The following is a 25,179-nucleotide window of genomic DNA, read 5'->3' as shown; positions in this document are numbered from 1 at the left end:
CCCGCGGGACCGGGCCCTCGGCCTCTGCTCCGACCGTGCCGCCGCACCGAAGCTGGACACGACAAGCCGGTTCCGGACAGGGAGCAGGACATGGAGAGCGAGAGGGGCAGACCATGACGATCGACCCACCCCGCGTCCTCGTGACCGTGGCGAGCAAGCACGGCGCCACGATGGAACTGGCCAGCGCCCTGGCCAGGGCACTGGCCGATTCGGATGCAGGCCGGCGCCATGGGCTCTCGGCCGTGGCGCTGCCGGTCGAGCGACGGCCCAACCCCGGTGATTTCGACGCCATCGTGCTCGGCAGCGGGGTGTACGCCGGCCGCTGGCTGGAGCCGGCCCGGCACTACGCCGCCGACCAGGCGACGGCGCTGCGGAAGCGACCGGTCTGGCTGCTCAGCAGTGGCCCGATCGGCGAGCCCCCGTTCCCACCCGACGAGCCGCACGACGTCGGCCCCCTCGTCGCCAGCCTCCGCGCTCGCGGCCACCGGGTCCTCCCAGGCCGCCTGGACAAGCGGCTGCTGGGCATCGGGGAACGCGCGATGATCACGGCGATGCGGGCCCCCGTGGGCGACTTCCGCGACTGGGACGACCTACGGGACTGGGCGGAGGAGATGGCCGCCGAGCTGGTCGACGTGCTCAGCGTCCAGCCGTCCCCCGTTCCCTCGTGATCGGCATGACCACCGACCACGGTGAACGAGAGCTGTCGGTGCTGGACGAGGTCACGTGCCTGGCCCTGCTCCAGACCACGCCGATCGGCCGGCTCGTCTTCACCGAAGGTGCCCTGCCCGCGGTGCAGCCAGCGGCCTTCGCCTTCTCAGGCGGCGAGATCTTCATACCCACGCACGCGGGGAGCAAGGTGGCGGTGGCCAGCGTGGGAGCCGTGGTCGCCTTCGAGGTCGACGAGGTGGACGCCGCCACGCGAACCGGCTGGAACGTGACCGTCATCGGGCCCTCCCGCGTGGTCACCGACGCCCAGGAGGTCGCCCGGCTCGACGAACTCGGCGTCCGGCCGTGGGTCGGCGCCGGTATCCGCTGGTACATCGCCGTGCAGGTCCGGCTGGTCCAGGGTCGCCGGGTGCAGCGCGCCGCCGCAGCCGTCGACGGGGTCCCGACGCGCCAGCGCACCGACCAGCAGGTGGACCTGCCCACGTGACAGGAGGCGGTGGGCCGCTGCGGTATCCGGTCGACGAGGCCTGTTGCCCGGCCGCGCCTGCTGCGATGCTCGCGGGCATGGACACCCCACCCGGTGCTGCGGGCGCGGCCGACGGCGCTGGCGAGGTCGCCTCGCCGTTGGCCGGGATGCGGTTGACCGAGCTCCTCGACGAGGTCCAGGAGCGGCTGCAGACGGTCGCCCGCACCCAGGAGCGCGTCCAGGACCTGCTGGACGCCTTCCTCAGCGTCTCGGCAGGCCTGGACCTGGACACGACGCTCCGCCGGATCGTCGAGGTCGCGGCACGGCTGGTCGACGCGCAGTACGGCGCTCTCGGTGTGCTCGCTCCGGCGGGCGGGCTGGGAGCGTTCATCACGGTCGGCATCGACGACGAGCTGCGGGCACGGATGGGGCACCTCCCCGAGGGCAAGGGGGTGCTGGGTCAGCTGATCACCGACCCCCATCCCCTCCGCATCACAGGGCTGAGCACGCACCCGGCCTCGGTCGGCTTCCCGCCCGGCCATCCGCCGATGCGCACCTTCCTCGGGGTTCCGGTCCTGGTCCGGGGCACGGTCTTCGGCAACCTCTACATGACCGAGAAGCGCGGCGGTGGCCAGTTCACCGCCGAGGACGCCGCCGTGCTGGTCGCCCTGGCGGGGGCTGCCGGCATCGCCATCGACAACGCCCGGCTCTACGAGGAGGGCGAGCTCCGGCGCCGGTGGCTGGGCGCGGTCGGCGACGTCCGGTCGATGCTGCTGAGCGGCATGCCACCCGACGATGCCCTGGTGCTCGTGGTGAGACGCGTTGCCGACCTCACCGGGGCGGACGGCGCCTGGCTGGTACGAGGGCCGGACCCAGCTGACGGCACGTACGAGGTCCAGGCCCAGACCGGCGAGGGGCTGGTCGACATCACCGGCCAGCACCTCGACCCGGTCGACGCTCCGGCGCTGCTGGCCGTGGTCTCTGCCGAGGCCGTGGCGACCCTAGACATGGCAGGCCTCTCCTACGACGGGCCCAACGGGCACGTGTCCTGGGGACACACCATCGGGGTGCCGCTGCGCGGGACCGATTCCCAGGCGGCCGTGATCATCGCGGCTCGCCGCGGAGGCGGGCCGCCCTTCGACCCCGCTGTGGGCCCGCTGATCAGCGAGTTCGCCGACCAGGTGGTCCTGGCGCTGGACATGGCCGCCAGAGCTCAGGTCGCCCGCCGGTTGGACGTCTACGAGGACCGCGACCGGATTGCCCGCGACCTGCACGACCACGTCATCCAACGGCTGTTCGCCGCCGGCCTCAGCCTGCAGGCCGCAGCCACCCGCGTCCGGGATGACGTGGTCCAGCAGCGGCTGCACCAGGTGGTCGACCAGCTGGACGAAACCGTCCGCGACATCCGCACCACGATCTTCGACCTGCACACCACCGACGGGGCCGACCACAGTGACAGTCTGCGCCGTCAGGTGCTCGACATCGTGACCGCAACCGCCGGCGAGGACCTGCAGTCGACGGTGCGGATGTCCGGGGCCGTCGACAGCCTCGTCACCGGTGACCTGGCCACCGACGTGGCCGCGGTCGTCAGGGAGGGCGTGAGCAATGCCGCCCGGCACTCCGGTGCCAGGCACGTCACGGTCACTCTGGAGGTGACCGACGAGGTGGTGCTCGAGGTGCGGGACGACGGCCGGGGCATCGATCCCACGGTGGCCCGCAGCGGGCTGCGCAACATCGCCGAGCGCGCCCGGCGTCGGGGTGGGTCGTCGACGATCCGCCCGGTGACCGGGGAGGCCGGCACGCTGCTCCGCTGGCAGGCGCCCCTGCCGGCGCGCAACGGCGGCTGACGCGGGGCCCGATCGCAACGGCCCTCGTCAGCCCCTGCTCCGGGCCGAGCCCGAGCCCTTCAGCTCGGTGGCCAGGATGGCCGCCTGGGTGCGTCGCTCCAGCCCCAGCTTGGCCAGCAGGTGCGAGACGTAGTTCTTCACCGTCTTCTCGGCCAGGAACATCCGCTCGCCGATCTGCCGGTTTGTCAGCCCCTCCCCGATCAGCGCAAGCACCGTCCGCTCCTGGTCACTGAGCGTGGCGAGCGGACCTGCCGGCTCGGCCGCCCGGCGCATCCGGTCCAGTACCGCGGCTGTGGCGCTGGGGTCGAGGAGCGACCCCCCGGCGGCCACGGTGCGTACCGCGCTGACCAGGTCCTGTCCGAGGATCTGCTTGAGCAGGTAGCCCGAGGCGCCGGCCATGATGGCGTCGAAGAGCGCCTCGTCGTCGCTGTAGCTGGTCAGCATGATGACCTTGAGGCCGGGCATCGTCGAGCGCAGCTCCCGGCAGACCGCGACCCCGTTCCCGTCCGGCAGCCGTACGTCCAGCACGGCCACGTCGGGCTCGAGTGCGGGCACCCGGGCCAGCGCACCGGACGCGTCCTTGGCCTCGCCCACGACCGTGATGCCCGGATCGGTCTCCAGCACGTCCGCGATCCCTCGCCGGACGATCTCGTGGTCGTCGAGCAGGAACACGCGGATCGCCGGTCCGGCGTCGTCGGTGGTGGTCACTGGGGCACCCCTCCTCCTGGCCGCCTGCACGGCCGCGACGTCGCCCAGCGCCCGCTGGGCGTCCAGGACCGACAGTAGGTGCCGACCGGCAGCACTGGATCGGGGTCGAAGGTCCCGACCGCCCGCGCCACCGTCCCGTGCCGCGGCCGCGGCACGGGACCCGGGTCCGCGGGCAAGGGGACGAGTGACCGCGGTGGGGCGGTGGTGGGCGACCGAGGCTGGGACCGACCACCCGCGACTGGTGTCGGTGCCGCGCGCAGCCGGTGGAGGAGGACCGATGACGCACTCACCCCGGGACTGGTGGCTGGACGAGGACGAGCACGGGGTGACCGCGCGGAGGGAGCACGGAGCGGTGGCCCACGTGGAGGTGGCGGACGAGGGTGCCACCGTCCAGCTGGTCTTCTGGCTCGACGAGGGTCTCCCCCGGCAGCTGGGGACTGCTCTCGCCCGGGCGGTCTTCGAGCGTCCCGCGCTGTCCACCCGACGGCCGGTGGCGGTGGCGCTTCCGCACCGGGAGACGGACCTGCTGCAGGAGGTGCAGGCCCACGTCGCCGAGGCGCACACGCACGTCGCGGGCACCACCTGCCTGATCGACGGCCGGGTGCGCTGAGTCCACCGGTCAGCCGCGGCCCGAAGGGCGCCCGAGATGGCGACCAAGGTCCCTGCCCCGAGCCCGGCCCCCGCGCGACGGTGGAGCCCCGCACACCCCACCACGAGGAGGAACGATGAGCACGCTCCAGCACCGCAACGAGGAGCCCCCCGCCGCCATGTCCCCGTTCGCCCGGCTCGACCGGGTCTTCGAGGAGTGGATGCGGACCATGCCGATGCGCCGGGCGTTCGGCATGGCCTGGGAGCCGCAGGGCGAGGACGTGATCAGCGTCGACGAGTACCGCGACGGCGACACCCAGGTCATCCGGGCCGAGCTCCCGGGGATCGACCCGGACCAGGACGTCCAGCTGACCGTCCAGGACGGCGCGCTCCGGATCCACGCCGAGCGTCGGGTGGAGAGCGACACCGAGGACAAGGGCTACACCCGCCACGAGCTCCGCTACGGCAGCTTCTCCCGGGTGCTGCCGTTGGCCGACGGGGCCGCGGAGACCGACATCCAGGCCAGCTACAAGGACGGCATCCTCGAGGTCCGCGTCCCGGTCTCCCGGCCGCCGGCGACCCAGGAACCGACCACCATCCCGATCACCAAGGGCTGAGCCGATCGGCCGCGGTCCGGTCGGGCAACCGAGCGGGCCGCGGCACCACCCTTCTCCCGTCTCCCAGCTCCTCCCTCTCCCAGCTCCTCCCTCTCCCAGGAGTCCGCCGTGACCAGCTCCCCTGCCTCCCGCCCGACGATCGTCGTCGGTGTCGACGGGTCCCCGTCCTCCACCCAGGCGCTGCGCTGGGCGCTCAGCCAGGCGGCGCTCACCAGCGGTGAGGTGCACGCCGTCAGCGTCTGGCACCTGCCCACCACGGCCGGGTGGGAGACCGTGCTGGACGCCGTCGACTGGGCGGGCAACGCCCGCCTCGCGTTGGACACCGCCATGGCGGCCGCCGCGGCCGACGGCGCATCGCAGGTGCACCGTCACGTCGTCGAGGGTCATCCCGCGAGGGCGCTGGTCGAGGCGGCCGCCGACGCCGACCTGTTGGTGGTCGGCAACCGCGGGCGCGGCGCCTTCTCCGGGATGCTGCTGGGCTCGGTCGGCCTCCACGTGCTGGCCCACGCCCCGTGCCCGGTCGTCGTGGTGCACGGCGACCGGCTGCCGAGCGGGCACGAGACGGCGGCCGCGATGACGACCGCTCCCGCCCGATGAGCCGGCGTCCCTGCCGCACCGAGGCACGGTGGGGCCGTGCCGGGCGACTGCGCCGATGGGAGGAGCTGAGCCCTGGGCAGCAGACCGCCGTCCTCGTGCTGGGCTCCGTGCAGCTCTCCCTCGCGGCGACGGCGTGGGCGGACCTCGCGACCAGCCCCGCCGAGCAGGTCAACGGCAGCAAGCTGCGGTGGGCCCTGCTCATCGCCGTCAACTGGATCGGGCCGCTCGCCTGGTTCCGCTGGGGCCGGCGCGACCGCCGACCGGCGGCCCGGTGAGGGCCGCCCGGCAGGTGCCGAAGGCCGCCCGGCACGTCCGCGAGGAGTGGGACCGACTCTCCATCGGGACGACCGCAGCGGAGAGCTTCGTTCCCGGCATGCTCGCCGGGCTCCCCGAGCCGGCACGACGTTGGCTCGGTCACGCCATCGCAGTGGGCACGCCGCTCTGGAAGACGGTCGAGCTGCGCATGAAGGGGCAGATCCGGCTGGGCGGCACCTGGCGATCGTTCACCGCCCGACAGGTGCTCACCCCGCCCTCGGGGTTCATCTGGGCGGCGAGGGCGCGGGTCGCCGGCCTGCCGGTGACCGGCTACGACCGGTACAGCGGGGCCACCGGGGAGATGCGGTGGCGGTTGCTCGGGGTGGTCCCGGTCATGTCCGCCACCGGCCCGGACGTCGCCCGGAGCGCCGCCGGTCGGCTGGCGGGTGAAGCCGTCCTTCTGCCGACGGTCTTCCGGCACGCGGAGTGGGCCGCGGGTGACGAGCCCGACACGACCGTCATGCGCTGGCGTCTGGCCGGATCGGATGAGAGCGCCCAACTGCAGGTCGGCGCCGACGGACGCCTCCTCGCAGCCGTGCTGCAGCGCTGGGGCAACCCGGACGGCGCCTCGTTCGGCCGCCACCCGTTCGGCGTCACCGTCGAGGAGGAAGCCACCTTCGGTGGGGTCACCATCCCATCGGTGCTGCGCGCCGGCTGGTGGTGGGGCACCGACCGGGCCGTCGAGGGCGAGTTCTTCCGTGCCCGGATCACCTCTGCCGACTTCTCCTGATCTGCTGCTCCTACCCCGCACCCTCCCTGCCGGCCCCCGACGCGTGCGCCGACTCCGCTGACCGGTCGGGTCGAGCGCCCCGATGCGCAGGGCAGCGCGCAGCGGCGCATGCCGCCGGTCGTTCCCCGCGCTGAAACGGGACCAACGGCAGTGGTCAGTGACCAAGGGCACCGCCAGGCACGGCCATCAGGCAGGTCGTCCTGGGGTCGTTGTGCCGCAGTGCCGGCAGCGCCTCCCGACGAGGCTTAACCCGCCAGTTCCTGATCCCCGGTGAGGTGAGACCCATGCGCACGACCACTCGCAACGTCGTCGCGACCGTGCTCGTCGCGATGATCCTGCTGCCCTACCTCGGCTACGTCGTCGCCGATGAGATGCCGTTCATCAAGGACCCGCGCGGCATGGCGGCCACGGGCCTGATCCTCGGCATCGCCGCGGTGCTCGTCGCCAGCCGCGACGTCTTCGCTCCCGGACCGCGCCACCGCGCTGCGCTGGTCAGCGGCCTGGTCGCCCTGGCACTCGGGATCGCCGCGCTGTGGGCCGAGACCAGCGAGACCCTCCTCGCGTCGTTCATGGCGGCCATCGTGGTGACCTGGTGCCTCGGGGAACTCGCGGCCATGCAGAACGAGCACCGCGATCGGCAGCTCACGGCCCGGCACAACTGACGGGCCAGCGGCGAGCGATGCAGCAAGACGGCGGATCCCCGCAATACGCCACCCGTCTCCCGACGCGGGTCCCCGGTCCCGTCTCGGCGTCGGTCAGGACAGGAGTCCCGGGCGACCGAGGACTCTCGGCCCTGCCCAGCCTCGCGGTACCCGGACATCGTCGGGACATGGAGACGCATCCCGGCTCGGTGCTCCCGTTGGACCTGAGCGACCCACGTGTCCAGGCGCTGATCCGCCACCGGACACGAAAGACGGTGCACCGCCGGCAGGTCGCCGTCCGGGCGGCCGGAGCCGCCGCACGGGCTGTCATCGTCACGGGGCCCAGCCCGCGCTGAGGTCTGTGTGCCGGAGGGGAACGCCACGGCGTGGCCACGGCCGACGCAGCAGGACGGCTGCGGTCCACACCGGACGTGGTCCCCCCTTCCGGAGCTCGGCACCGAGCCGAGGCAAGGATCCCGTGGCGGATGCGGGCACAGCGGACCGGTCGGGCTCCACGTCCCGCTGCGTGCAGGACGTTCGCCCCTGCTGATCTGCGCTGTCGATGCGCAGGCTCGGGGTCGAAACCTCGTCCGTACAGCCCTCGAAGAGGAGATCGCCATGAAGGCCGCCGTCGTCACCGAGCTCGGTACCCCCCTCCAGGTCACCGAGGTGCCCGTCCCCCGGCCGGGGCCAGGCCAGGTGCTGGTCCGGATGGAGGCCAGCGGGCTCTGCCACACCGACATCCACGCCGCCCGCGGTGACTGGCCGGTCAAGCCCACTCCCCCGTTCACCCCCGGGCACGAGGGCATCGGCGTCGTCGAGCAGCTCGGCGAGGGCGTGACCGCACGTGCGGTCGGTGACCGGGTGGCGATCGCCTGGCTGGGCTGGGCCTGCGGGCACTGCCGGCACTGCATCGGCGGCTGGGAGACCCTGTGCGAGTCCCAGCAGAACTCCGGCTACTCCATCGACGGGGCCCTGGCCGAGTACGCCGTCGTCGCCGCCGACTTCGCCACCCCGGTCCCCGACGGCGTCTCCAGCACCGACGCCGCCCCCCTCACCTGCGCCGGCGTCACCACCTACAAGGCGATCAAGGTCGCCCGGGTCGCGCCGGCCGAGACGGTCGCCGTCTTCGGCATCGGCGGGCTCGGTCACCTGGCCCTGCAGTACGCCCGGATCGCCGGCGGCTTCGTCGTCGCCGTCGACGTCCAGGACGACAAGCTGCAGATGGCCCGCGAGCTCGGCGCCGACGAGGTGGTCAACGCCGCCACCACCGACCCGGTCGCCGCGATCCAGGCCCTCGGCGGCGCCGACGTCGCCGTCGCGCTCGCCGCCGCACCGGCGTCGTTCGACCAGGCCTACCGGTCGCTGCGCCGCGGCGGCCGGCTGGTCTGCGTGGCCCTGCCCGCCGACGGCACGATGCAGCTGCCGATCTTCGACACCGTGCTGTCCGGCAAGTCCGTGATCGGCTCGATCGTCGGCACCCGCAACGACCTCGCCGACGTCTTCGCCCTGCACGCCGCCGGCCGCACGAAGGTGATCACGGTCGACCGCAAGCTCGACGACGTCAACGAGGCGATGGCCGACGTGCTCTCCGGGCACGTTCCCGCCCGCATCGTCTTCCAGTTCTAGGGATCGGGGATGAGGGGGATGGCGCTGCGCCGTCTGCCCGGCCTGGTGGCCGTCCTCGGCGCGGCAGTGGCGGCGACCGGCTTGTTCCGGCGCCCGACCGGAGAACCACAACAGGTCGTGACACCCCGCGGGCAGTCGGTCCAGCTGGCCGGGGACGGGCTGTACCGCTTCGACACCGTCTTCACCGCAGCCGGCAACACCGGCGTCGATGCCGTCGTCCTGACCCTGGGTGTCCCGCTGCTGCTGGCCTCTTGGCTGCACCACCTGCGGGGCTCACCGCGGGGCAACCTGCTGCTGACCGGTGCGCTCGGCTACATGGCGTACGTCTCGGCCAACCAGGCCCTCGGGGTCGCCTACAACCCGCTGTACCTGGCCTACGTCGCACTGCTCTCCGCGAGCCTCTTCGGCTTCGTAGCCGCACTGGCCGCGACCGACCGGGCCATCCTGCAGGCAGTGGCCGACGACGCCGGCATGCCCCACCGGCCCTTGTCCCGGTTCCTGATCACCTCCGCTGCCGTCACCGCCCTGGTGTGGCTGCAGCCCCTCGTTAGCGCACTGCTCCAGGGAACAGCCCCGACACTGCTGGACGTCTACACGACCCCGGTGACGTACTCCCTGGACCTCGCGATCATCGTCCCGGCTGCGGGCCTCGCGGGTCTCCTCGTCCGCCGTCGCGATCCCCTCGGGTACCTGATCGCAGCACCATTGCTGGTCACCATCGTGATGCTGCTGCCCACGATCACGCTCAGCACCCTGCTCCAGGCCCAGGCCGGGATCACCTTCACCGCCGCCGAGGTCATCGGGCCGATCGCCGGCTTCACCGTCCTCGGAGGCATCGGCGCCTGGCTGCTCGTCCGCCTGCTCCGCGCCGTCCCCAACGCGCCCGCCGGCCAGGAGGTGGCCGACCGTGTCCGGACGCCGGTCTGACGGACGGATCACCCCGGCGCTGCAGGGGGCCCTCGTCGCCGCCGTCGGAACCGGGGTCCTCGGCGCGCGACTCCTGCACCTGCGGCGGAACTGGGGAGCCACGGCCGACGAGGTCCGCTCGACGCTGCCCGGCGACGACTTCGTCCCGGAGCCGGCGGAGCAGACCACGCTGGCCGTGCCGGTCGACGCCCCCGCCGAGCGCATCTGGGCGTGGTTGGTCCAGATCGGTCAGGACCGCGGCGGGATGTACAGCTACGACGTGCTGGAGAACCTGGTCGGCCTGGACATCCACAGCGCCGAGGAGATCCGGGACGAGTGGCAGCACCTGGCCCTCGGGGACCACGTCGTCGTGGTCCCCGAGGGCTTCGGCCCGATGCCGGACGGCTACTCGTTCACCGTGGCCCTGGCGGACCCCGGCCGTGCACTGGCGCTCCGTCAGTCTCCGCCGGAGCACCCCTGGAACGGTGTCTGGTCCTTCCACGTCGTCCCTCGCCGTGACGGCGGTTGCCGGCTCCTGTCCCGCATGCGCACCGAAGTCCAGCCGCAGCGGGGACTGCGGATCGCCACTCGGGTGCTGGAGCCGGTGACCCTGGTGATGACCCGCCGCATGCTCCAGGGGATCAAGGAGCGGGCCGAGCGCCCAGCCGTAGCCCCCACTGCGTCGAGGGAGATGGCCCCATGACCGGACTGATCAGGTACGCCCCGCCGCTGGCTGTCCGGGTGCGCGCCGAGACGGCAGTGGCCGGCCAGCCGCTGACGGTGCTCGTCGAGGTCATCGCGGACGGCCCGGCGACGGTGACGGGTGGAGTCGTCGAGCTCGTCCGGTCCACGGCTGTCACCCACGCCCAGCGCAACTGGAGCGGGGCCGGCCACCGCGTCGGCATCCGGGACTCCGCCGTCCTCTCACATGCCATCTTGGACATCGCCGGCGCGCTGGCGGCGGGAGGACGCGCAGTCCGGCAGGTGACGTTGTTCGTCCCGGCCGAGCAGGTGACCATCACCGGGTACCTGGTGCAACAGGAGTACCTGGTGCGTGCGCAGGTCAGGGCTCAGGAGGGACGTCCCGTCGAGGGTGAGGTGCGGATCCGTGTCGAGGGGCCGGCGTCGCAGCTGCACCGGAGGGCGGAGGTCGCCCCGGTCGAGAGGGGCGACGAGTTCGCGTCGCTGGCGATCGACGAGCTCTCGGCGCCGCGGGTGTGTGGCGGGGTGCCGCTGTCCGGGGTGGTCGCCGTCGCTCCTCACCGAGCGGGGACGACCCGCGGCGTCCGGGTCGAGTTGGTCCTCGCCGAGCACACCCGCGCACGACCGGGTGAGCTGCTCGAGGAGGACTGCGAGGCGACGACGGTGGTCTCCGCTGTCGCCGCCAGTGGACCAGCCCAGCTGGCGCCGGGGCAGGTTCTCCGTCTGCCGTTCGCCCTGCCGGTCCCCGACCCACTGCCGGCTCCGTCGCTGAGCACCCCAGAGTTCACCCTGCGCTGGCTGGTGCGCGTGGTCCTCGACCGCGCACTGCGCGAGGACTCCTCGACGTCTGTCGAGCTACCAGCCGGATAGCGACGTGCGTTTCTGGGAGCACCGAAGACCAGGTCGACGCCCTGAGCGGTTGGAGGATCGGGTGGCCGAGGACGAACCCATGGTCAACGGGCAGCAGATTCCGTGGTCCGGAGTCGGGGTGGCCCTGGGCGCAGGCGTGGGTTTTGCCGTGGGCGTCGCGGTGGCCGGTGGGACAGGCATCCCGGTGGGGCTGGCGCTCGCCGCCGGGCTGGGGGTCGTCGTAGGCGCCGCTGCGGACGGATTTCGCCGCAGGGCGCAGCGGTAGGGCCCTGCGGGCGCCCGGGCGTCGTACGACCTGGTCCTGGCCCGCCTCGCCGTCAGCCCCGCAGGACGGCGACCTTGAGCGCGCCCGAGGCCACCGGGTCGTCGAACAGGTCGTAGGCCAGCGGCACCTCGTCGAAGCCGAAGCGGTGGGTGACCATGCGGTTCACGTCCAGCCGCCCGGCCTGCAGCATCGACAGGAGCATCGGCGTCGACGTGGTGTCCACCAGGCCGGTCGTGATGGCGATGTCCTTGATCCACAGGTCCTCGAGGTGCAGCGTCGTCGGCTTGCCGTGCACACCGACGTTCGCGACCCGCCCGCCCGGCCGGACGACAGCGACCGCCATGTCGAACGTGGCCGGGATGCCTACCGCCTCGATCGCGACGTCGGCGCCCAGCCCGCCGGTCAGTTCCCGGACCACCCCGGCCACGTCGTCGTCCGGCGACAGCACCCGGTCGGCGCCGAACGCGCTGGCTGCGGCGCGCCGGGCCTCCACCGGGTCCACCACGATCGTCTGGAGCGGGCTGTAGAGCCCGGCGGACAGCACGGCCGCCAGCCCGATCGGACCCGCACCGACGATCACCACGGTGTCTCCCGGACCGACGCCGCCGTTGAGGGCGCCGACCTCGTAGGACGTGGGCAGGATGTCGGCGAGCATCAGCGCCGCCTCGTCCGAGACCCCCTCGGGCAGCCTGTGCATCGATCCGTCAGCGAACGGGATGCGCACGGCGTCGGCCTGCACCCCGTCGATCAGGTGCCCCAGCAGCCAGCCGCCCCCGCCCAGGCACTGGCCGTACCGGCCCTCCCGGCAGAACCGGCAGCGGCCGCACGAGCTGATGCACGACATCAGCACCCGGTCACCGGCCTTCACGGTCCGGACGCCCCCGCCGACGGCGGTCACGGTGCCCACTGCCTCGTGACCCAGCACTCGCCCCGGCTGCACCTCGGGGACGTCACCCCGCAGGATGTGCAGGTCGGTCCCGCAGATCGTGAAGGCGTCCACGCGGACGACGGCGTCCTCCGGATCGGTGACCTGAGGATCCGGGACGTCCTCCCAGGCTCGCTTGCCCGGTCCGTGGTAGACGAGTGCCTTCATGGCTGCCTCCGGTCGTCGTGGGATTGGTCGAACTGAGAAGCAGTCCACGGGAGTCCGCCGCCCATCGGCACAGTCGGTGGACCGGGAGATCGGGGTCCAAGGTCCCGCGTTGCGTCGCGTCGCCGTTCGGGGCACTACGTCCCGGCACCGGAGGACCGACTACCTGGCCACGACCACCCGGCGCAGGGCACGCTGGGGCCGGTCGACGGAGACGGGAGCCACGATGCGCGTCGGGCCGGACAGGGGTGCGCGGCGCTGCGCCCAGGGCGAAGGCCTCGAGTGACGGGCTGGCTGCTCCGGTACGAGGGGTGGGACCCCGAGGCAGAGGCGCTCCGGGAGACGCTCTGCGCACTGGGCAACGGCCGGTTCGCCACCCGCGCAGCGGCTCCCGAGCGACGGGCGGGGGCTGGCTGCTACCCCGGTACGTACGCCGCCGGGGTCTTCGACCGGCTGACCGACGTGATCGACGGGCACGAGGTGGCGAACGAGAGCATCGTCAACCTGCCGGACTGGCAGTCGCTGACCTTTCGCACGGAGGACGGCCCGTGGCTGGATCTCTCCACCGTGGCGGTGAGCGACTACGTGCAGGAGCTCGACCTCCGGCGCGGCGTCCTGACCCGCCGCTTCCGGATCGAGGACGACGAGGGGCGACGCACGCGGGTCGCCCAGCGGCGGCTGGTCTCCATGGCCGATCCCCGCCTCGCGGCGCTGGACTGCACCCTCCTCGCGGAGAACTGGGCAGGCCGGCTCACCGTCCGATCGGGCCTGGACGGCCGGGTGACCAATGGCGGGGTGGCGCGGTACCGGGGGCTGGACGGCAGGCACCTGTCCGCGGTCGAAGCCCACGTCCGCGAGGAGACCCCCACGCTGACGACGGAGACCCGGCAGTCGAGGATCCGGATCGGGATGGCCGCGCGGCACCGGGTGCTGGTGGAGGGAACAGTGCGGCCGACGGTCGCCGATCCGGTCCTGGCGAACGGCGTCGCCGCAGTCGACCTGATGCTCGACATGGAGACCGGCCGTCCCGTCACCGTCGAGAAGCTTGCTTCCCTCTGTACGTCGCGCGACCCCGGCATCGGTGAGCCCGGCGAGGCGGCGGTCGACGAGATCGACCGCGCCGGCACCTTCGACGACGTGCTGGCGCGGCACGAGCTCGCCTGGGACCACCTGTGGTTCCGCTGTGACGTGGAGATCGCCGGCCCTGCGCGCGCATCGCTCGTCCTGCGGCTGCACGTGTTCCACCTGTTGCAGACCGTCTCCCCGCACAGCGTCGACCTCGACGTGGGCATCCCGGCTCGCGGGCTGCACGGTGAGGCCTATCGCGGACATGTGTTCTGGGACGAGATGTTCGTCCTGCCCTTCTTGAACCTGCGGCTGCCCGAGGTCGCCCGCGCCATGCTGCTGTACCGCTGGCGGCGGCTCCCCCAGGCCCGGGCCGCGGCACGGGCGGCCGGCCACCGGGGCGCGATGTTCCCGTGGCAGAGCGGATCGACCGGACGGGAGGAGTCGCAGGCGCTGCACCTGAACCCGCGTTCGGGCCGCTGGCTGCCCGACAACTCCCACCTGCAGCGGCACATCGGCCTGGCGATCGCCTACAACACCTGGCGCTACTACGAGGCCACCGGCGACACGGACTTCCTCACCGAACACGGCGCCGAGCTGCTCCTGTCGATCGCGGCGTTCTGGGGCGACCTGGCCACCTACGACCCGGTCGACGACCGGTTCGACATCCGGGGCGTGATGGGGCCCGATGAGTACCACGACGCCCTGCCGGGCCGCGACGAGCCGGGCCTCGACGACAACGCCTACACCAACGTCATGGCGGCCTGGACGCTCACGCGGGCACTCGAGTGCCTCGACGTGCTCCCGCCGGGACGGCGGCACGAGCTGCTCGACACCCTCGACATCCGCCGCGCGGACCTCGAGCGCTGGCAGCACGTCAGCCGCAAGCTCCGGCTCTGCTGGACCGAGGACGGCGTCCTGCTGCAGTTCCGCGGCTACGAGTCGCTGGAGGAGTTCGACTGGGCCGGCTACCGGGAACGGTACGGGGACATCAGCCGACTCGACCGCATCCTGGAGGCCGAAGGCGACTCGACCAACCGCTACAGGCTCTCAAAGCAGGCCGACGTCCTCATGCTCTTCCAGTTGCTGACGGCCGACGAGCTGTACGGCCTCCTCGACCGGCTGGGCTATCCGCACGACCGGCAGACGATCCCCCGCACGATCGCCTACCACCTGGATCGCACCAGCCACGGCTCGACACTGTCGAAGGTGGTGCACTCCTGGGTGCTGGCCCGGTCGGACCGGCGGAAGGCGTGGGACTACTTCCTCGAGGCGCTCGAGAGCGACATCGCGGACGTGCAAGGAGGCACCACCGGCGAGGGCATCCACCTGGGTGCCATGGCCGGAACCGTCGATCTGCTGGAGCGCGGGTTCACCGGCCTGGAGACGCGCGAAGACCTCCTCGGGTTCGACCCCTACCTGCCCGATGCGCTGCACCGCATGCGGTTCCGGCTGCGCTACCGGCGGCACACCGAGATCGAGGTCGTGATCGACCACCGGACGCTGACGGTCGGCGGAACGGCCAGCAGGGCCACCGTGCTGCCGGTCAGGGTCCGCGACAAGGAGTTCCGACTCGACCCCCGGGGCAGCCTGGAGATCCCGCTCCGCCGGCGCCGCACGGACTAGCGCGACAGGGTCTCGAGTACCTCCCCCGACGACCGACACTCGGCGCGGGTGACCGGGACGAAGGTCACTGTCCCGTCCGCAGGCCGGTGCCGAAGCTGGCATGGTGCCCCTCTCCGATCAGGCCACCTCCTCCGCTCGGGCGCACCACGAGCTGCCCGTCCACGAGGTCGTCGTCCTGCTGGGCACCCACCCGGAGACCGGTCTCACCGACGCGGAGGCTGCCCGGCGGCTGGAGACCGTCGGTCCGAACGTCCTGCCTCGCACTGATCGACGCGGGCCCTGGCGGCGGCTGCTCGATCAGTTCCGCCACCCGCTGATCTACGTCCTGCTCGTCGCTGCGGTGGCGACCCTGCTGCTCGGCGAGTACGTGGACGGCGCGGTGATCATCGCCGTGGTGCTGGTCAACGCGGCGATCGGGTTCGTGCAGGAGAGCCGCGCAGAGGTGGCGCTGGAGGCGCTGACGTCGATGGTGCGCACGGAGTCGACGGTGGTGCGGGAAGGACGCCGGCACCGTGTCCCGTCGGCGGACCTGGTCCCCGGGGACACGGTGCTGCTGGAGGCCGGCGACCGGGTGCCAGCGGACCTGCGGTTCGTGGCGGCGCGGGAGCTGCAGGTGGACGAGTCCGCGCTGACCGGCGAGTCGTTGCCGGCCGACAAGGCACCGGTCGAGCTGCCGGCCGGCACCGACCTCGGGGACCGCGCCAACATGGGGTACTCGACCGGTCTGGTGACCAGGGGCCAGGGACGCGGGGTCGTCGTCGCGACCGGTGGTGACACGGAGATCGGGCGCATCCACCGCCTCGTCGGCGAGGCGCGCCTCCTGCAGACCCCGCTCACTCGGAAGATCGACCGGTTCAGCCGGGTCCTGACGGTGTCCATCCTCGCGCTGGCCGGACTGACCTTCCTGCTGGGGACCGTCCGCGGCGAGTCGGTCGCGGACATGCTCACCGCCGCGGTCGCCCTGGCCGTCGGGGCGATCCCGGAGGGCCTGCCGGCCGTGGTGACCATCACCCTGGCCATCGGCGTGGCCAGGATGGCGCGTCGGCGAGCGGTCATCCGGCGGCTGCCCGCGGTGGAGACGCTGGGCAGCACCACGGTGATCTGCACGGACAAGACCGGCACCCTCACCGCGAACGCGATGACGGTGACGACGGTCGTCGCCGGGGGCCAGGAGTGGTCGGTGAGCGGCACCGGCTACTCCCCGCAGGGCCGGCTGGACCCGGCGCCGGACGCTCCCGCGCTGCGCGAGTGCCTGGTGGCCGGGGTCTTGTGCAACGACACCCGGCTGACCGGGCCGCAGGACGCACGGACGGTCGTCGGGGACCCGACCGAGGCGGCGCTCCTGGTGGTGGCGGAGAAGGCCGGCCTGGACATCGACGACCTGCACGAGCGACTGCCGCGGGGCGACGCCGTTCCGTTCGACTCCGACCGCCGCTACATGGCCACCCGGCACCGGCACCCCGACGGCCGGGAGGTCGCCTACGTCAAGGGGGCCGTGGAACGCATCCTCGCCATGAGCCCGGCCCAGCTGCAGGCCGACGGTTCGACCGGGCCCCTGGACCCTGCGGCCGTGCACGCGCAGACCGAGGTGATGACCGCCGCTGCGTTGCGGGTGCTGGCGTTCGGCCGCGTCGACCTGCCGAGCGGTACCGGCTCGCTGACCCCCGAGATGCTGCGCGACGTCACCTTCCTCGGGCTCCAGGGCATGGTGGACCCGCCACGGCCGGAGGCGATCGACGCCGTGGCGGCCTGCCGGTCAGCCGGCATCCAGGTGAAGATGATCACCGGCGACCACGCCGGCACGGCCCGCGCCATCGCGGAGCGCTTCGGCCTCGGAGAGGACGGACACCCCGCCGTCGTCACCGGCCGGGAACTCGCCGCCCACCCACCTGAGGACCTGCCCGCGCTGGCCATGCGGACGGCGGTGTTCGCCCGCGTCGACCCGGAGCAGAAGCTGCGGCTGGTGGAGGTCCTGCAGGCGCAGGGGCACGTCGTGGCGATGACCGGGGACGGGGTCAACGACGCCCCCGCGCTACGTCGGGCCGACATCGGTGTGGCCATGGGGCTCGGTGGCACCGAGGTGGCGAAGGAGGCGGCCGACATGGTCCTCACCGACGACGACTTCGCCACCATCGAGGCAGCGGTGGAAGAAGGCCGCGGTGTCTTCGACAACCTGCGGAAGTTCATCACCTTCATCCTGCCCACAAGTTTCGGCCAGGGCCTGGTGATCCTGGCCGCGATCGGGCTGGGCACCACGCTGCCGATCCTGCCGGTGCAGGTCCTGTGGGTGAACATGACGACCGCGGTGGCGCTCGGCCTCGCCCTGGCCTTCGAGCCGCTGGAGGAGGGGATCATGCGACGCCCGCCGGTGCCGCCGTCCCGTCCGTTGCTCACCGGGGAGCTGGCGAGCCGGATCGTGCTCGTCTCGGCGCTCATGCTCGTCGGTGCGTTCGGCCTCTTCGAGTGGGCCCTCGCCCAGGGCGCCGAGGTAGCCGCTGCCCGCACCGTCGCGGTGAACGTCTTCATCGTCGTCCAGGTCGCTTACCTGCTCACCTGCCGGTCGCTCGACCGATCCGTGCTCTCCATCGGCCCGTTGCGCAACCGCTGGGTGCTGGCCGGCATGGCCGCAATGCTGGGGCTCCAGCTACTGTTCACCTACGCCCCCTGGATGAACACGCTGTTCCACAGCGCTCCGATCGACCCGGTCTGGTGGCTGTGGACCACCGGCGTCGGGGTCGTCGTCTTCCTGGTGGTCGAGACCGAGAAGTGGGCCCGCCGGCGCGTCCGGACCGGCCCGCGCAACAGGTAGCGGGAGCGGCCGGTCCTCGGTTCACGACGGCGCGCTGGCATCGTTGGGTCCACGGATCGCCGCCGCACCCGCTGCCCACCTCACCGTCCGGTCTTCCTGACCGCCATCCCTCCCGAGGACCCGGACAGCATGAGTGCCACCCCGCTGAGCAGTGACACCGCGGCGGTGAGGACGAGCAGCGTCCCCAGCCCCAAGCCGGGGATGACCGCACCGGCGAGGGCGGGCGCTGCGACCGAGATGACGGCACCCACGACCAGACACCCGGTGAACGCCGTCCCTGCCCGGTCGGGCACCAGCTCGGCGGTCCAGACCGCGAGCACCGCCGACCCGGTCATGTACCCCACGCCGAAGATGCATGCCGAGGCCGCCGTCGCGAGCAGAGAGTCGCTGGCCAGCCCGAGCAGGGCCAGCGCCGCAGCCACCGTCACCAGGCACAGCGCCGCCACCCGGCTGCTGCCCAGTCTCCGTGCGATGGCTCCGGTCGCCACGGCGACCACGCCGGTCAGGCCGATGGCCGCGTAGAGGGCCGGGACAGCTGCCGAGGGTAGGTCGTCCCGCTGGAGGACGTCCGCGGCGTAGGTGAAGTAGATGACGATGGCCGCGAAGTAGACGAGGGAGTAGGCGGCCGGGACCCGAAGCTCTCTCACCAGTGACGAGGCGCGGCGCTGCCCGTCCGGGCGTGGCGCCGGCTTGGTGCTCGGCACCAGCCGGAGGTTCAGCACGGCCGCAGCCACGGCGGCGACGGCGATGCCGCCCCAGACCAGTCGCCACGATCCCAACGCGGCAAGGGCGGCCAGACCCCCCAGCGCGACCAGTCCACCGCTGGTGCCGGTCGTGATCATCGCCAACGCCCTCGACTGCTGCCATTGGTCGACCGTCCGCGTCACGATGTCGGAGTAGGGCGCCCAGACCCAGCCGCCCGCGCTGCCGGCCAGGACGGCACCGCCGGCCAGCAGCCAGGGGGACTGCGCGACCGTCACGATCACCGCCCCGAGGGCGCCGCAGGCCCCGCCCACGGTCGTCGGGGCGCGCGAGCCACGGCGACTGGCGAGCGGCCCCGTCAGCAGCAGGCCCGCCAGGTAGCCGGCGAATGTGGCGCTGGCCACCAGGCCAAGCACCAGCTCGGAGAGCTCCAGGTCCCGCCGGATGTCGGGCAGTGTCAGACCGTAGGCGTACCGGGCCATGCCGAAGGCCACCCCGACCACCGCCGCTCCGGCCAGGCCGACCCGGGCGGCCGGGGACGACGTCATGAGCTCTCCTCACTTGCGGCATGCGCTGAGCCGATCCCCGCCTCAGCGAGGCTGGCGTCGCGTGCCGATCCACGCGACGACCGCTCCGGTCAGTGGACGGCCAGTGTTCCTCCTCCCGTCAGTGGCCGGCGACGCGGTCGAGGTCGCCGGCCCGGGCGGCCACGGGCACCGCCCGGTGGTCGAAGCCGAGTCGACCGCGGGTGAGGGCCACGAGGACGACGGCCGCTGCGACCAGCACGCCCAGGATTGCCGCGTCGACGGTGAGGCTGTCGTCGACGAGCACGAGGTGCTCCAGCGACGGCGTGAACGCACCGTGCAGGACGACGCACAGCAACAGGCTGCCGGTGCGGTTCCAGAGCCAGGTGTAGAAGACGACGAATAGCATCGGTCCCACGAAGCCGATGCCGTACAGCGGCAGGTGCCACAGACCCCAGATCAGGCCGAGCAGCGCAGTCGCCGCGAGCGGCGAGTGGCGGGACTGCAGTCGGTCCAGGGCGAAGCCACGCCAGCCGGGCTCCTCCTGTCCGCCGCCGACCAATGCCACGAACACGAAGGTGCCGATCCAGGAGGCGGCAGCCCCACCCAGCCGGTCCAGGTGCACCTGCTCGCCGAGGACCGCGAGCACGCCGTTGACCGAGAGGAACAGGGCCGCCGGCAGTCCGAGGGCGTAGACCCAGTACTGCACCGGCACCCGCCAGCGCAGCAACGGCCGCAACCAGCCGCGCACCGACCCTCCCGACCAGTGGACCACCAGGCCCGCTGCGACAGCCGGTCCGAACGCACCGGCGGTCAGCAGCACCGCACCAGCAGCTCCGCCCACCCCGAACACCGCCGGCGCCCAGAGGAGCCAGGAGATGCCATAGGCGAGCAGCACGTAGCTGAGCAGCGGCCGGGCGACGACGCGTTCGCACAGCACGGGCGCACCCGAGGCCGTCGTCACCGGGGGGCACCCGAGGCAGAGCTGCCGACAGCCGGGTTCGTCGGCGAGGACGGCGGCGGTGGCATCGGCGATCCGGCATGGGACGGGGTGGCGTCCGACGGCGGGTAGCGGTGGGCCCGGTGCACGGCGAGCGCCACCAGCAGCACCCCGGCTGCGATCAGCACGGCTCCGGTGGCCAGCAGGGCGACGGAGATCCACCCCAGCGCGGGCACCGTGGCCGCTGCCTGCGCGTCGGCGGTCAGGCCCGGCTCCCCGTCGGCCCGCATGATCACGGCCGTCCACGAACCGTCCGCCGGTCGCCAGGTGAGCGTCTGAGAGCCCGAGCCGCTGGTCTGCGCGGCCCAGATGTCCAGCTCGCCCGGCAGCTGCTCGGGTGCGCCGCCGGCCACGTCGGTCCAGCGGTCCACCTCCGGCTGGTCACCGGGCCAGGTGGTGCCCACGTCCTCGACCACGCGGTGCGCAACGCCGTCCAGATAGCGGTCGACGGCGGCCGTCGGGGCGATCCCGACGAAGAGCTCGGTGTCGGGGTCCACAGCGGCCACCTCGAGCCGTGCCGTACCGAGGAAGTCGTCGATCACCCACTGCTCCCCCGCCGTCTCCAGCCGGAGGCCGTCGGACACCACGGCGTAGGACTCGGCACCGAGCTCGACGGTCGGCGTCCAGAGGTATCCGTCGTCCCGCCCGGCCTGGTCGGCCCACAGCAGCGCACCGCCGCCACCGATCAAACCGGTCGCGGCGAAGAGCAGGACCGAACCGATCACCACCGAGACGACGCGACCGGCCGTCCAGTTGCTACGAGGCTGAGCCATAGGCAACCCGCCGACAGCGGGTGAGGCGGTGGACCCGGCCGTCGCCGGGCCTGCGACCGGCGCGGCGCCCGCTCCGGGGGGCGCGACCGGTGGCGGACCTCCGGGGACGGACCCGGGGTCGGCACCGCCCATGTCCAGCCGGAACGGCGGGTACCGGTCGGTCATCAGGCCGGCGTACGCCGCCACGCGCAGCGCCCAGCGGTCCATGCCCATGACGAAGTCGTAGAGCGGGCGCGGATAGCGGCCGGTGAACAACAGCACGACCGCCGCGATGAACACCAGCAGGCCGACCAACCCGCCGGCCCCCCACCCGGAGTCCCAGCCGTCCTCGGGGCCGGTCCGGGTACCCAGCCAGACCCCGCCGCCGACGAACACGGCCAGCACCAGGTAGTGCGGGACGGCCAGCAGCCACCACTTGACCAGCACCAGTCCCCGGGACAGCCGCTCGGGACGAGCGACATCCAGCCGGGCCGGGTAGTCGGGCACGTCGGCGAGCGTGAACGGTGGGTACCGGTCGGTGCCCAGCGCCCCGTAGCCGTAGTAGTGCACCCGCCAGGTCCAGCGCAGCACCCCGACGTTGAAGTCGAAGACCCCGGCCGGATAGCGGCCGGTGAACAGGATGGCGAAGAAGGCGACCACGCTCAGCACCACGAACGCGGTCCACAGGAACGCCAGCACGATGAAGTGCGGGATCAGCAGCAGCCACTTCACCAGCCACAGCCAGCGGGAGAGCCCCGGCTCCAGCGCCGCGTCGACGCGGACGGGGTAGGGCGGCGGTCGGTCGGTCACGGGAACTCCTCGGTGTCGGATGTGGATCCGACGATCCCGAGGACCCGGGTGGATGGACACGGGCGAAGGGTTCGTGCCGGGAGGGACCTCCGTCGGTGCCTCGGTCCCCGGAGACGAGAGTGCCGACGGACTGCCGGGTCCGGACGGTGGACCAGCCAACCGGCGGAGCAGCCCACCGGCGGCCATAGGTCCCTGATCGGCGAGGTCCCCCGTCCCTGTCTTCTCCACGGCGGCAAGCCGAGTGTGGGGGCCGTGCCGGATGGAGCAGTCGTCGTGACCGACCGCCGGGGATGGACGCGGCCGATCTGGCGCCCCGGTGGCCACCGAACGCACCCATGCCTCCCGACCGGAGGCGTAGGCCCCGGGAGATGCCGATGACCGCCGTCGAGGTGGAGCTGCTGCGCAAGGAGTACGGACAGGTGGTAGCGGTGGACGACCTGTCGTTCACCATCGAGGAGGGCGAGGTCTTCGCACTGCTGGGCCCCAACGGCGCAGGGAAGACCACGACCGTCGAGATCCTGGAGGGCCACCGCCGGCGGACCGCCGGGCGGGTCAGCGTCCTGGGGCAGGACCCGCAGACAGGGGGCCGGGAGTTCCGCGAGCGGATCGGGATCGTGCTCCAGGAAGCCGGGTTCGACGAGGACTTCTCCGTCCAGGAGCTGGTCCAGCTGCACCGCGGTCTCTATCCCCGCCGCCTCGGAGTCGACGAGGTGATCGAGCAGGTCGGCCTCTCCGACAAGCGGGACGCTCGCATCAAGACACTGTCAGGGGGGCAGCGCCGGCGGCTGGATCTTGCGCTCGGCCTGGTGGGGGCACCCGAGCTGCTGTTCCTCGATGAGCCCACCACGGGTTTCGACCCGTCCGCTCGTCGTCGCGCCTGGGACCTGGTGGAAGGGCTGCGAACCCTGGGCACGACCGTGGTGCTCACCACCCACTACATGGACGAGGCCGAGCACCTCGCCGACCGGGTGGCGATCGTCGTAGCCGGCCGGCTGGTCGCCCTCGGCACCCCCGCCGAGCTCGCTGCCGGGCAGCAGGCCGCGGTCGTCAGCTTCCGCCTGCCGGCGCAGGTTGCCGTCTCCGACCTGCCACCGCTGGACGGGATCCCGATCGCCGACGGTCTTGCATGGGAGCTGACCACGGCGCGACCTACCGCGGTACTGCACACGTTGACCGGCTGGGCGCTCGAGCGGGGAGTGGAGATGCCGGCGCTGTCGGTGCGCCGCCCCTCCCTGGAGGACGTCTACCTGCGACTGGTGGGGAGACCGACGGCGGACGACGAGTCGGCCACCACCCCTGCGTCGGCGGGCGACACGATTCGCAACGGGCGATGAGCCGTCAAACCGCAGTCACCGGCAGCCGCCCGGCGGAGCGGCCGGGGACCGGCACGCTCCTGCTCGCTCAGCTCCGCTACACGTTGACCGACCTGTGGCGCTCCCGGGTGGTGCTCGTCTTCAGCTTCGCCCTGCCGCTGGTGTGGCTGCTCGTCATCGGCGCTGCCGCGGGCAACGAGGTCCTGGACGAGGCGACCGGCCTCCGCGTCATGCAGTTCGCGACGCCGAGCGCGGTCGCCATGGGTGTGCTCTTCGCGTCCTACCCACCGGTGGCCATCGGGCTGGCCGAAGCGCGCGAACGCGGCATCGTGAAGCGGTTCCGCGGCACTCCGCTGCCACCGTGGCTGTACGTGGCCGGCCGGATCGGCGGTGCGGTGGTGTTCGCATCTGCAGCGACCCTTCTCGCCGTCATGGTCGGAGTCCTCGGCTTCGGCGTCCAGATCATCGGCCGCACGGCACCGGCCACCGTCGTCACCGTCCTGCTCGGCATCGCCTGCTTCGCCGCTCTCGGGCTGGCAGTGGCTGCGCTCTCCCCTACAGCGGTCGCCGCCCAAGCGGCCTCGGTCAGCACCGCCGTCGTCCTCGCATTCATCTCCGGCGTGTTCACCATCGGCGGCGAACTGCCCTGGATGGCCACCGTGGGCAGCGTCTTCCCGCTCCGGCCCTTCGCCGAGGCGCTGCAAGACCAGTTCGATCCCTTCTCCCCCGGCGCTGGATGGGACGCGGCCGGCTCCGTCGTCCTGCTCGTCTGGGGGCTGACCGGAGCCCTGGTCGCCGCTCGCTTCCTCGGCCGCGGACCCGGTGCGCGAGGCAGCTCACCCACCCGCCGGTCCCCCGCTCCCACCACGGGCGGGACGGTGCCGCACCGGAGCGCGGGTCCCACGGCCGGGCGCCGGCTGGGTGCAGCCCGCATGGTGCTCGGCCAGGCGGTGGCAGCCAACCGGTCCACCTGGCGCGACGGTGGCTCCGTGTTCTTCGCCCTGGCCATGCCCGTCGGGCTCTACGCCCTGTTCGTCACGATGGCCGGCGCCGACACCGTGATCGACGGCGTTCCCTTCCCCACGCTGTTCGCCGCCAGCATGGCCGTCTGGGGCAGCGGGGTCACCGCCTTCCTCAACCTGCCCGAGTCGGTGGCCGCGGCCCGGGACCGTGGCGTCCTCAAGCGGCTCCGGGGCACACCACTGACCCCGTGGCAGTACCTCGCCGGCCGCACCACCGCCGCGCTCTGGCTGTCCGTCGTCGTCGCGGCGCTGGTGCTCGCCGTCGGCACGGCCTTCTTCGACGTGCGGGTCCCGATGGCCGGCCTGCTCATGGGGCTGCCGGTCCTGGTGATCGGGACCCTCACGCTGGCTGCGTGCGGCTTCGTGCTGGCGGCACTCCTCCCCGACGCCCGGGCGGTGGGCGCCGTCAGCCTGGTCGTGCTCCTGCCGTTGGCGTTCTTCTCCGAGGTCTTCTTCCTCGACGGACCGGAGTGGATGCGCAGCGTGGGCGCCCTCTTCCCGCTCCTGCACTTCCAGAACGCGCTGACCCAGGCATGGGATCCGGCCGGCGCCGAGCTCGCCTGGAGCGATCTGGCCGTCCTCGTGCTCTGGGGCGTGGTGGCCGCCGCAGTCGCGGTCCGGTCGTTCCGCTGGCAGCCCCGTTCCGGCGGGCGGCCATGACCGCTACTTCGGGTCAGATGCGTCGGCGACTGCATGAGCAGCAGCTCGTAGTCCACCGGGTAGACGCCCGTCTCCGTCGCCCCCAGCGCGCTCGTGGACAGCGATCGCCGCGGACAGCTGGTTTCAGGGAACAGCGGTCCCAGGCGAGGACAGCAGCTCACGGCGGCTGTCCTCGGACTTCGCGGCCGAGTTCACCAGCGGTCCCTCAGCTCGCTCGCCACCGTGATCGATCATGATCTCCCGCCATGAGCTGCGCCGT

23 protein-coding genes are annotated in these 25,179 nt (G+C 72.6%); 18 read left to right on the top strand and 5 right to left on the bottom strand.

Features of this window, described 5'->3' with window-relative positions:
- Nucleotides 1-113 precede the first annotated feature (113 nt).
- The 3 genes from O2W53_RS17340 to O2W53_RS17330 all read left to right on the top strand — a co-directional run bounded on the left by O2W53_RS17340 (nt 114) and on the right by O2W53_RS17330 (nt 2,979).
- Nucleotides 114-668 (top strand): flavodoxin domain-containing protein, encoded by a 555-nt coding sequence (locus O2W53_RS17340; RefSeq protein ID WP_269164305.1) that lies wholly within the window; start codon nt 114-116, stop codon nt 666-668.
- A gap of 5 nt (nt 669-673) precedes the next feature.
- Nucleotides 674-1,153, top strand: a complete 480-nt coding sequence (locus O2W53_RS17335; RefSeq protein WP_269164304.1) for a pyridoxamine 5'-phosphate oxidase family protein — start codon at nt 674-676, stop codon at nt 1,151-1,153.
- Between the two features lie 77 nt (nt 1,154-1,230).
- The gene (locus O2W53_RS17330) at nt 1,231-2,979 is read left to right on the top strand and encodes a GAF domain-containing sensor histidine kinase (RefSeq protein ID WP_269164303.1); all 1,749 of its coding nucleotides are present in this window, start codon (nt 1,231-1,233) and stop codon (nt 2,977-2,979) included.
- Between the two features lie 27 nt (nt 2,980-3,006).
- Here the strand turns inward: O2W53_RS17330 and O2W53_RS17325 are convergent, their stop codons facing one another.
- Nucleotides 3,007-3,687: a response regulator gene (locus O2W53_RS17325; protein ID WP_269164302.1), complete on the bottom strand. Its 681-nt coding sequence runs from the start codon at nt 3,685-3,687 to the stop codon at nt 3,007-3,009.
- Between the two features lie 277 nt (nt 3,688-3,964).
- Between O2W53_RS17325 and O2W53_RS17320 the strand changes: the two genes are divergently transcribed.
- The 11 genes from O2W53_RS17320 to O2W53_RS17270 all read left to right on the top strand — a co-directional run bounded on the left by O2W53_RS17320 (nt 3,965) and on the right by O2W53_RS17270 (nt 11,547).
- A complete protein-coding gene (locus tag O2W53_RS17320) occupies nt 3,965-4,297 on the top strand; it encodes a hypothetical protein (protein ID WP_269164301.1) in 333 nt (110 codons plus the stop codon).
- A 115-nt stretch (nt 4,298-4,412) separates the two neighbouring features.
- On the top strand, nt 4,413-4,892 hold the full coding sequence (locus O2W53_RS17315) for an Hsp20/alpha crystallin family protein (protein ID WP_269164300.1): 480 nt from the start codon (nt 4,413-4,415) through the stop codon (nt 4,890-4,892).
- 108 nt (nt 4,893-5,000) lie between these two features.
- Nucleotides 5,001-5,489 carry a universal stress protein gene (locus O2W53_RS17310; RefSeq protein WP_269164299.1) on the top strand — a complete coding sequence of 163 codons (489 nt, stop codon included), beginning with the start codon at nt 5,001-5,003 and terminating at the stop codon, nt 5,487-5,489.
- Nucleotides 5,486-5,764, top strand: coding sequence for a PLDc N-terminal domain-containing protein (locus O2W53_RS17305; protein WP_269164298.1), 279 nt, complete (start codon nt 5,486-5,488; stop codon nt 5,762-5,764). The genes O2W53_RS17310 and O2W53_RS17305 overlap by 4 nt, the downstream gene beginning before the upstream one ends.
- Nucleotides 5,761-6,534, top strand: coding sequence for a DUF6544 family protein (locus tag O2W53_RS17300; protein WP_269164297.1), 774 nt, complete (start codon nt 5,761-5,763; stop codon nt 6,532-6,534). Before O2W53_RS17305 ends, O2W53_RS17300 begins: the two co-directional genes overlap by 4 nt.
- A gap of 284 nt (nt 6,535-6,818) precedes the next feature.
- Nucleotides 6,819-7,196: a hypothetical protein gene (locus tag O2W53_RS17295; RefSeq protein ID WP_269164296.1), complete on the top strand. Its 378-nt coding sequence runs from the start codon at nt 6,819-6,821 to the stop codon at nt 7,194-7,196.
- Between the two features lie 597 nt (nt 7,197-7,793).
- A complete protein-coding gene (gene adhP / locus O2W53_RS17290; protein WP_269164295.1) occupies nt 7,794-8,804 on the top strand; it encodes an alcohol dehydrogenase AdhP in 1,011 nt (336 codons plus the stop codon).
- Between the two features lie 18 nt (nt 8,805-8,822).
- Entirely contained in the window at nt 8,823-9,731 is a 909-nt protein-coding gene (locus O2W53_RS17285; protein ID WP_269164294.1) for a hypothetical protein, read from the top strand.
- Nucleotides 9,712-10,413 (top strand): hypothetical protein, encoded by a 702-nt coding sequence (locus tag O2W53_RS17280; protein ID WP_269164293.1) that lies wholly within the window; start codon nt 9,712-9,714, stop codon nt 10,411-10,413. The genes O2W53_RS17285 and O2W53_RS17280 overlap by 20 nt, the downstream gene beginning before the upstream one ends.
- Complete coding sequence (locus O2W53_RS17275) at nt 10,410-11,282, top strand: hypothetical protein (RefSeq protein WP_269164292.1); 873 nt, start codon at nt 10,410-10,412, stop codon at nt 11,280-11,282. Before O2W53_RS17280 ends, O2W53_RS17275 begins: the two co-directional genes overlap by 4 nt.
- Nucleotides 11,283-11,343: 61 nt before the next feature.
- Nucleotides 11,344-11,547 carry a hypothetical protein gene (locus O2W53_RS17270; RefSeq protein WP_269164291.1) on the top strand — a complete coding sequence of 68 codons (204 nt, stop codon included), beginning with the start codon at nt 11,344-11,346 and terminating at the stop codon, nt 11,545-11,547.
- A 52-nt stretch (nt 11,548-11,599) separates the two neighbouring features.
- Here the strand turns inward: O2W53_RS17270 and O2W53_RS17265 are convergent, their stop codons facing one another.
- On the bottom strand, nt 11,600-12,640 hold the full coding sequence (locus O2W53_RS17265; RefSeq protein WP_269164290.1) for a zinc-binding dehydrogenase: 1,041 nt from the start codon (nt 12,638-12,640) through the stop codon (nt 11,600-11,602).
- A 279-nt stretch (nt 12,641-12,919) separates the two neighbouring features.
- Between O2W53_RS17265 and O2W53_RS17260 the strand changes: the two genes are divergently transcribed.
- Nucleotides 12,920-15,328, top strand: coding sequence for a glycoside hydrolase family 65 protein (locus tag O2W53_RS17260; RefSeq protein ID WP_269164289.1), 2,409 nt, complete (start codon nt 12,920-12,922; stop codon nt 15,326-15,328).
- Between the two features lie 103 nt (nt 15,329-15,431).
- The gene (locus O2W53_RS17255) at nt 15,432-18,137 is read left to right on the top strand and encodes a cation-translocating P-type ATPase (protein ID WP_269164288.1); all 2,706 of its coding nucleotides are present in this window, start codon (nt 15,432-15,434) and stop codon (nt 18,135-18,137) included.
- 80 nt (nt 18,138-18,217) lie between these two features.
- On the opposite strand, the gene O2W53_RS17250 is transcribed toward O2W53_RS17255, so the two are convergent.
- From O2W53_RS17250 to O2W53_RS17240, 3 genes are all read right to left on the bottom strand, one after another.
- Entirely contained in the window at nt 18,218-19,387 is a 1,170-nt protein-coding gene (locus O2W53_RS17250) for an MFS transporter (RefSeq protein ID WP_269164287.1), read from the bottom strand.
- A 118-nt stretch (nt 19,388-19,505) separates the two neighbouring features.
- Nucleotides 19,506-20,327 carry a CPBP family intramembrane glutamic endopeptidase gene (locus tag O2W53_RS17245; protein WP_269164286.1) on the bottom strand — a complete coding sequence of 274 codons (822 nt, stop codon included), beginning with the start codon at nt 20,325-20,327 and terminating at the stop codon, nt 19,506-19,508.
- Complete coding sequence (locus O2W53_RS17240; RefSeq protein WP_269164285.1) at nt 20,324-21,925, bottom strand: DUF4389 domain-containing protein; 1,602 nt, start codon at nt 21,923-21,925, stop codon at nt 20,324-20,326. Before O2W53_RS17240 ends, O2W53_RS17245 begins: the two co-directional genes overlap by 4 nt.
- A gap of 374 nt (nt 21,926-22,299) precedes the next feature.
- Between O2W53_RS17240 and O2W53_RS17235 the strand changes: the two genes are divergently transcribed.
- Complete coding sequence (locus tag O2W53_RS17235) at nt 22,300-23,259, top strand: ABC transporter ATP-binding protein (RefSeq protein WP_269164284.1); 960 nt, start codon at nt 22,300-22,302, stop codon at nt 23,257-23,259.
- Complete coding sequence (locus O2W53_RS17230; protein WP_269164283.1) at nt 23,256-24,920, top strand: ABC transporter permease; 1,665 nt, start codon at nt 23,256-23,258, stop codon at nt 24,918-24,920. Before O2W53_RS17235 ends, O2W53_RS17230 begins: the two co-directional genes overlap by 4 nt.
- The last annotated feature ends 259 nt before the right edge of the window (nt 24,921-25,179 follow it).

Origin of the sequence: Modestobacter sp. VKM Ac-2978 (assembly GCF_026968025.1) — a bacterium.
GTDB lineage: Bacteria > Actinomycetota > Actinomycetes > Mycobacteriales > Geodermatophilaceae > Modestobacter.
The sequence above is the reverse complement of the archived record's forward strand: the minus strand, read 5'-3'. Positions and strand labels throughout refer to the sequence as shown.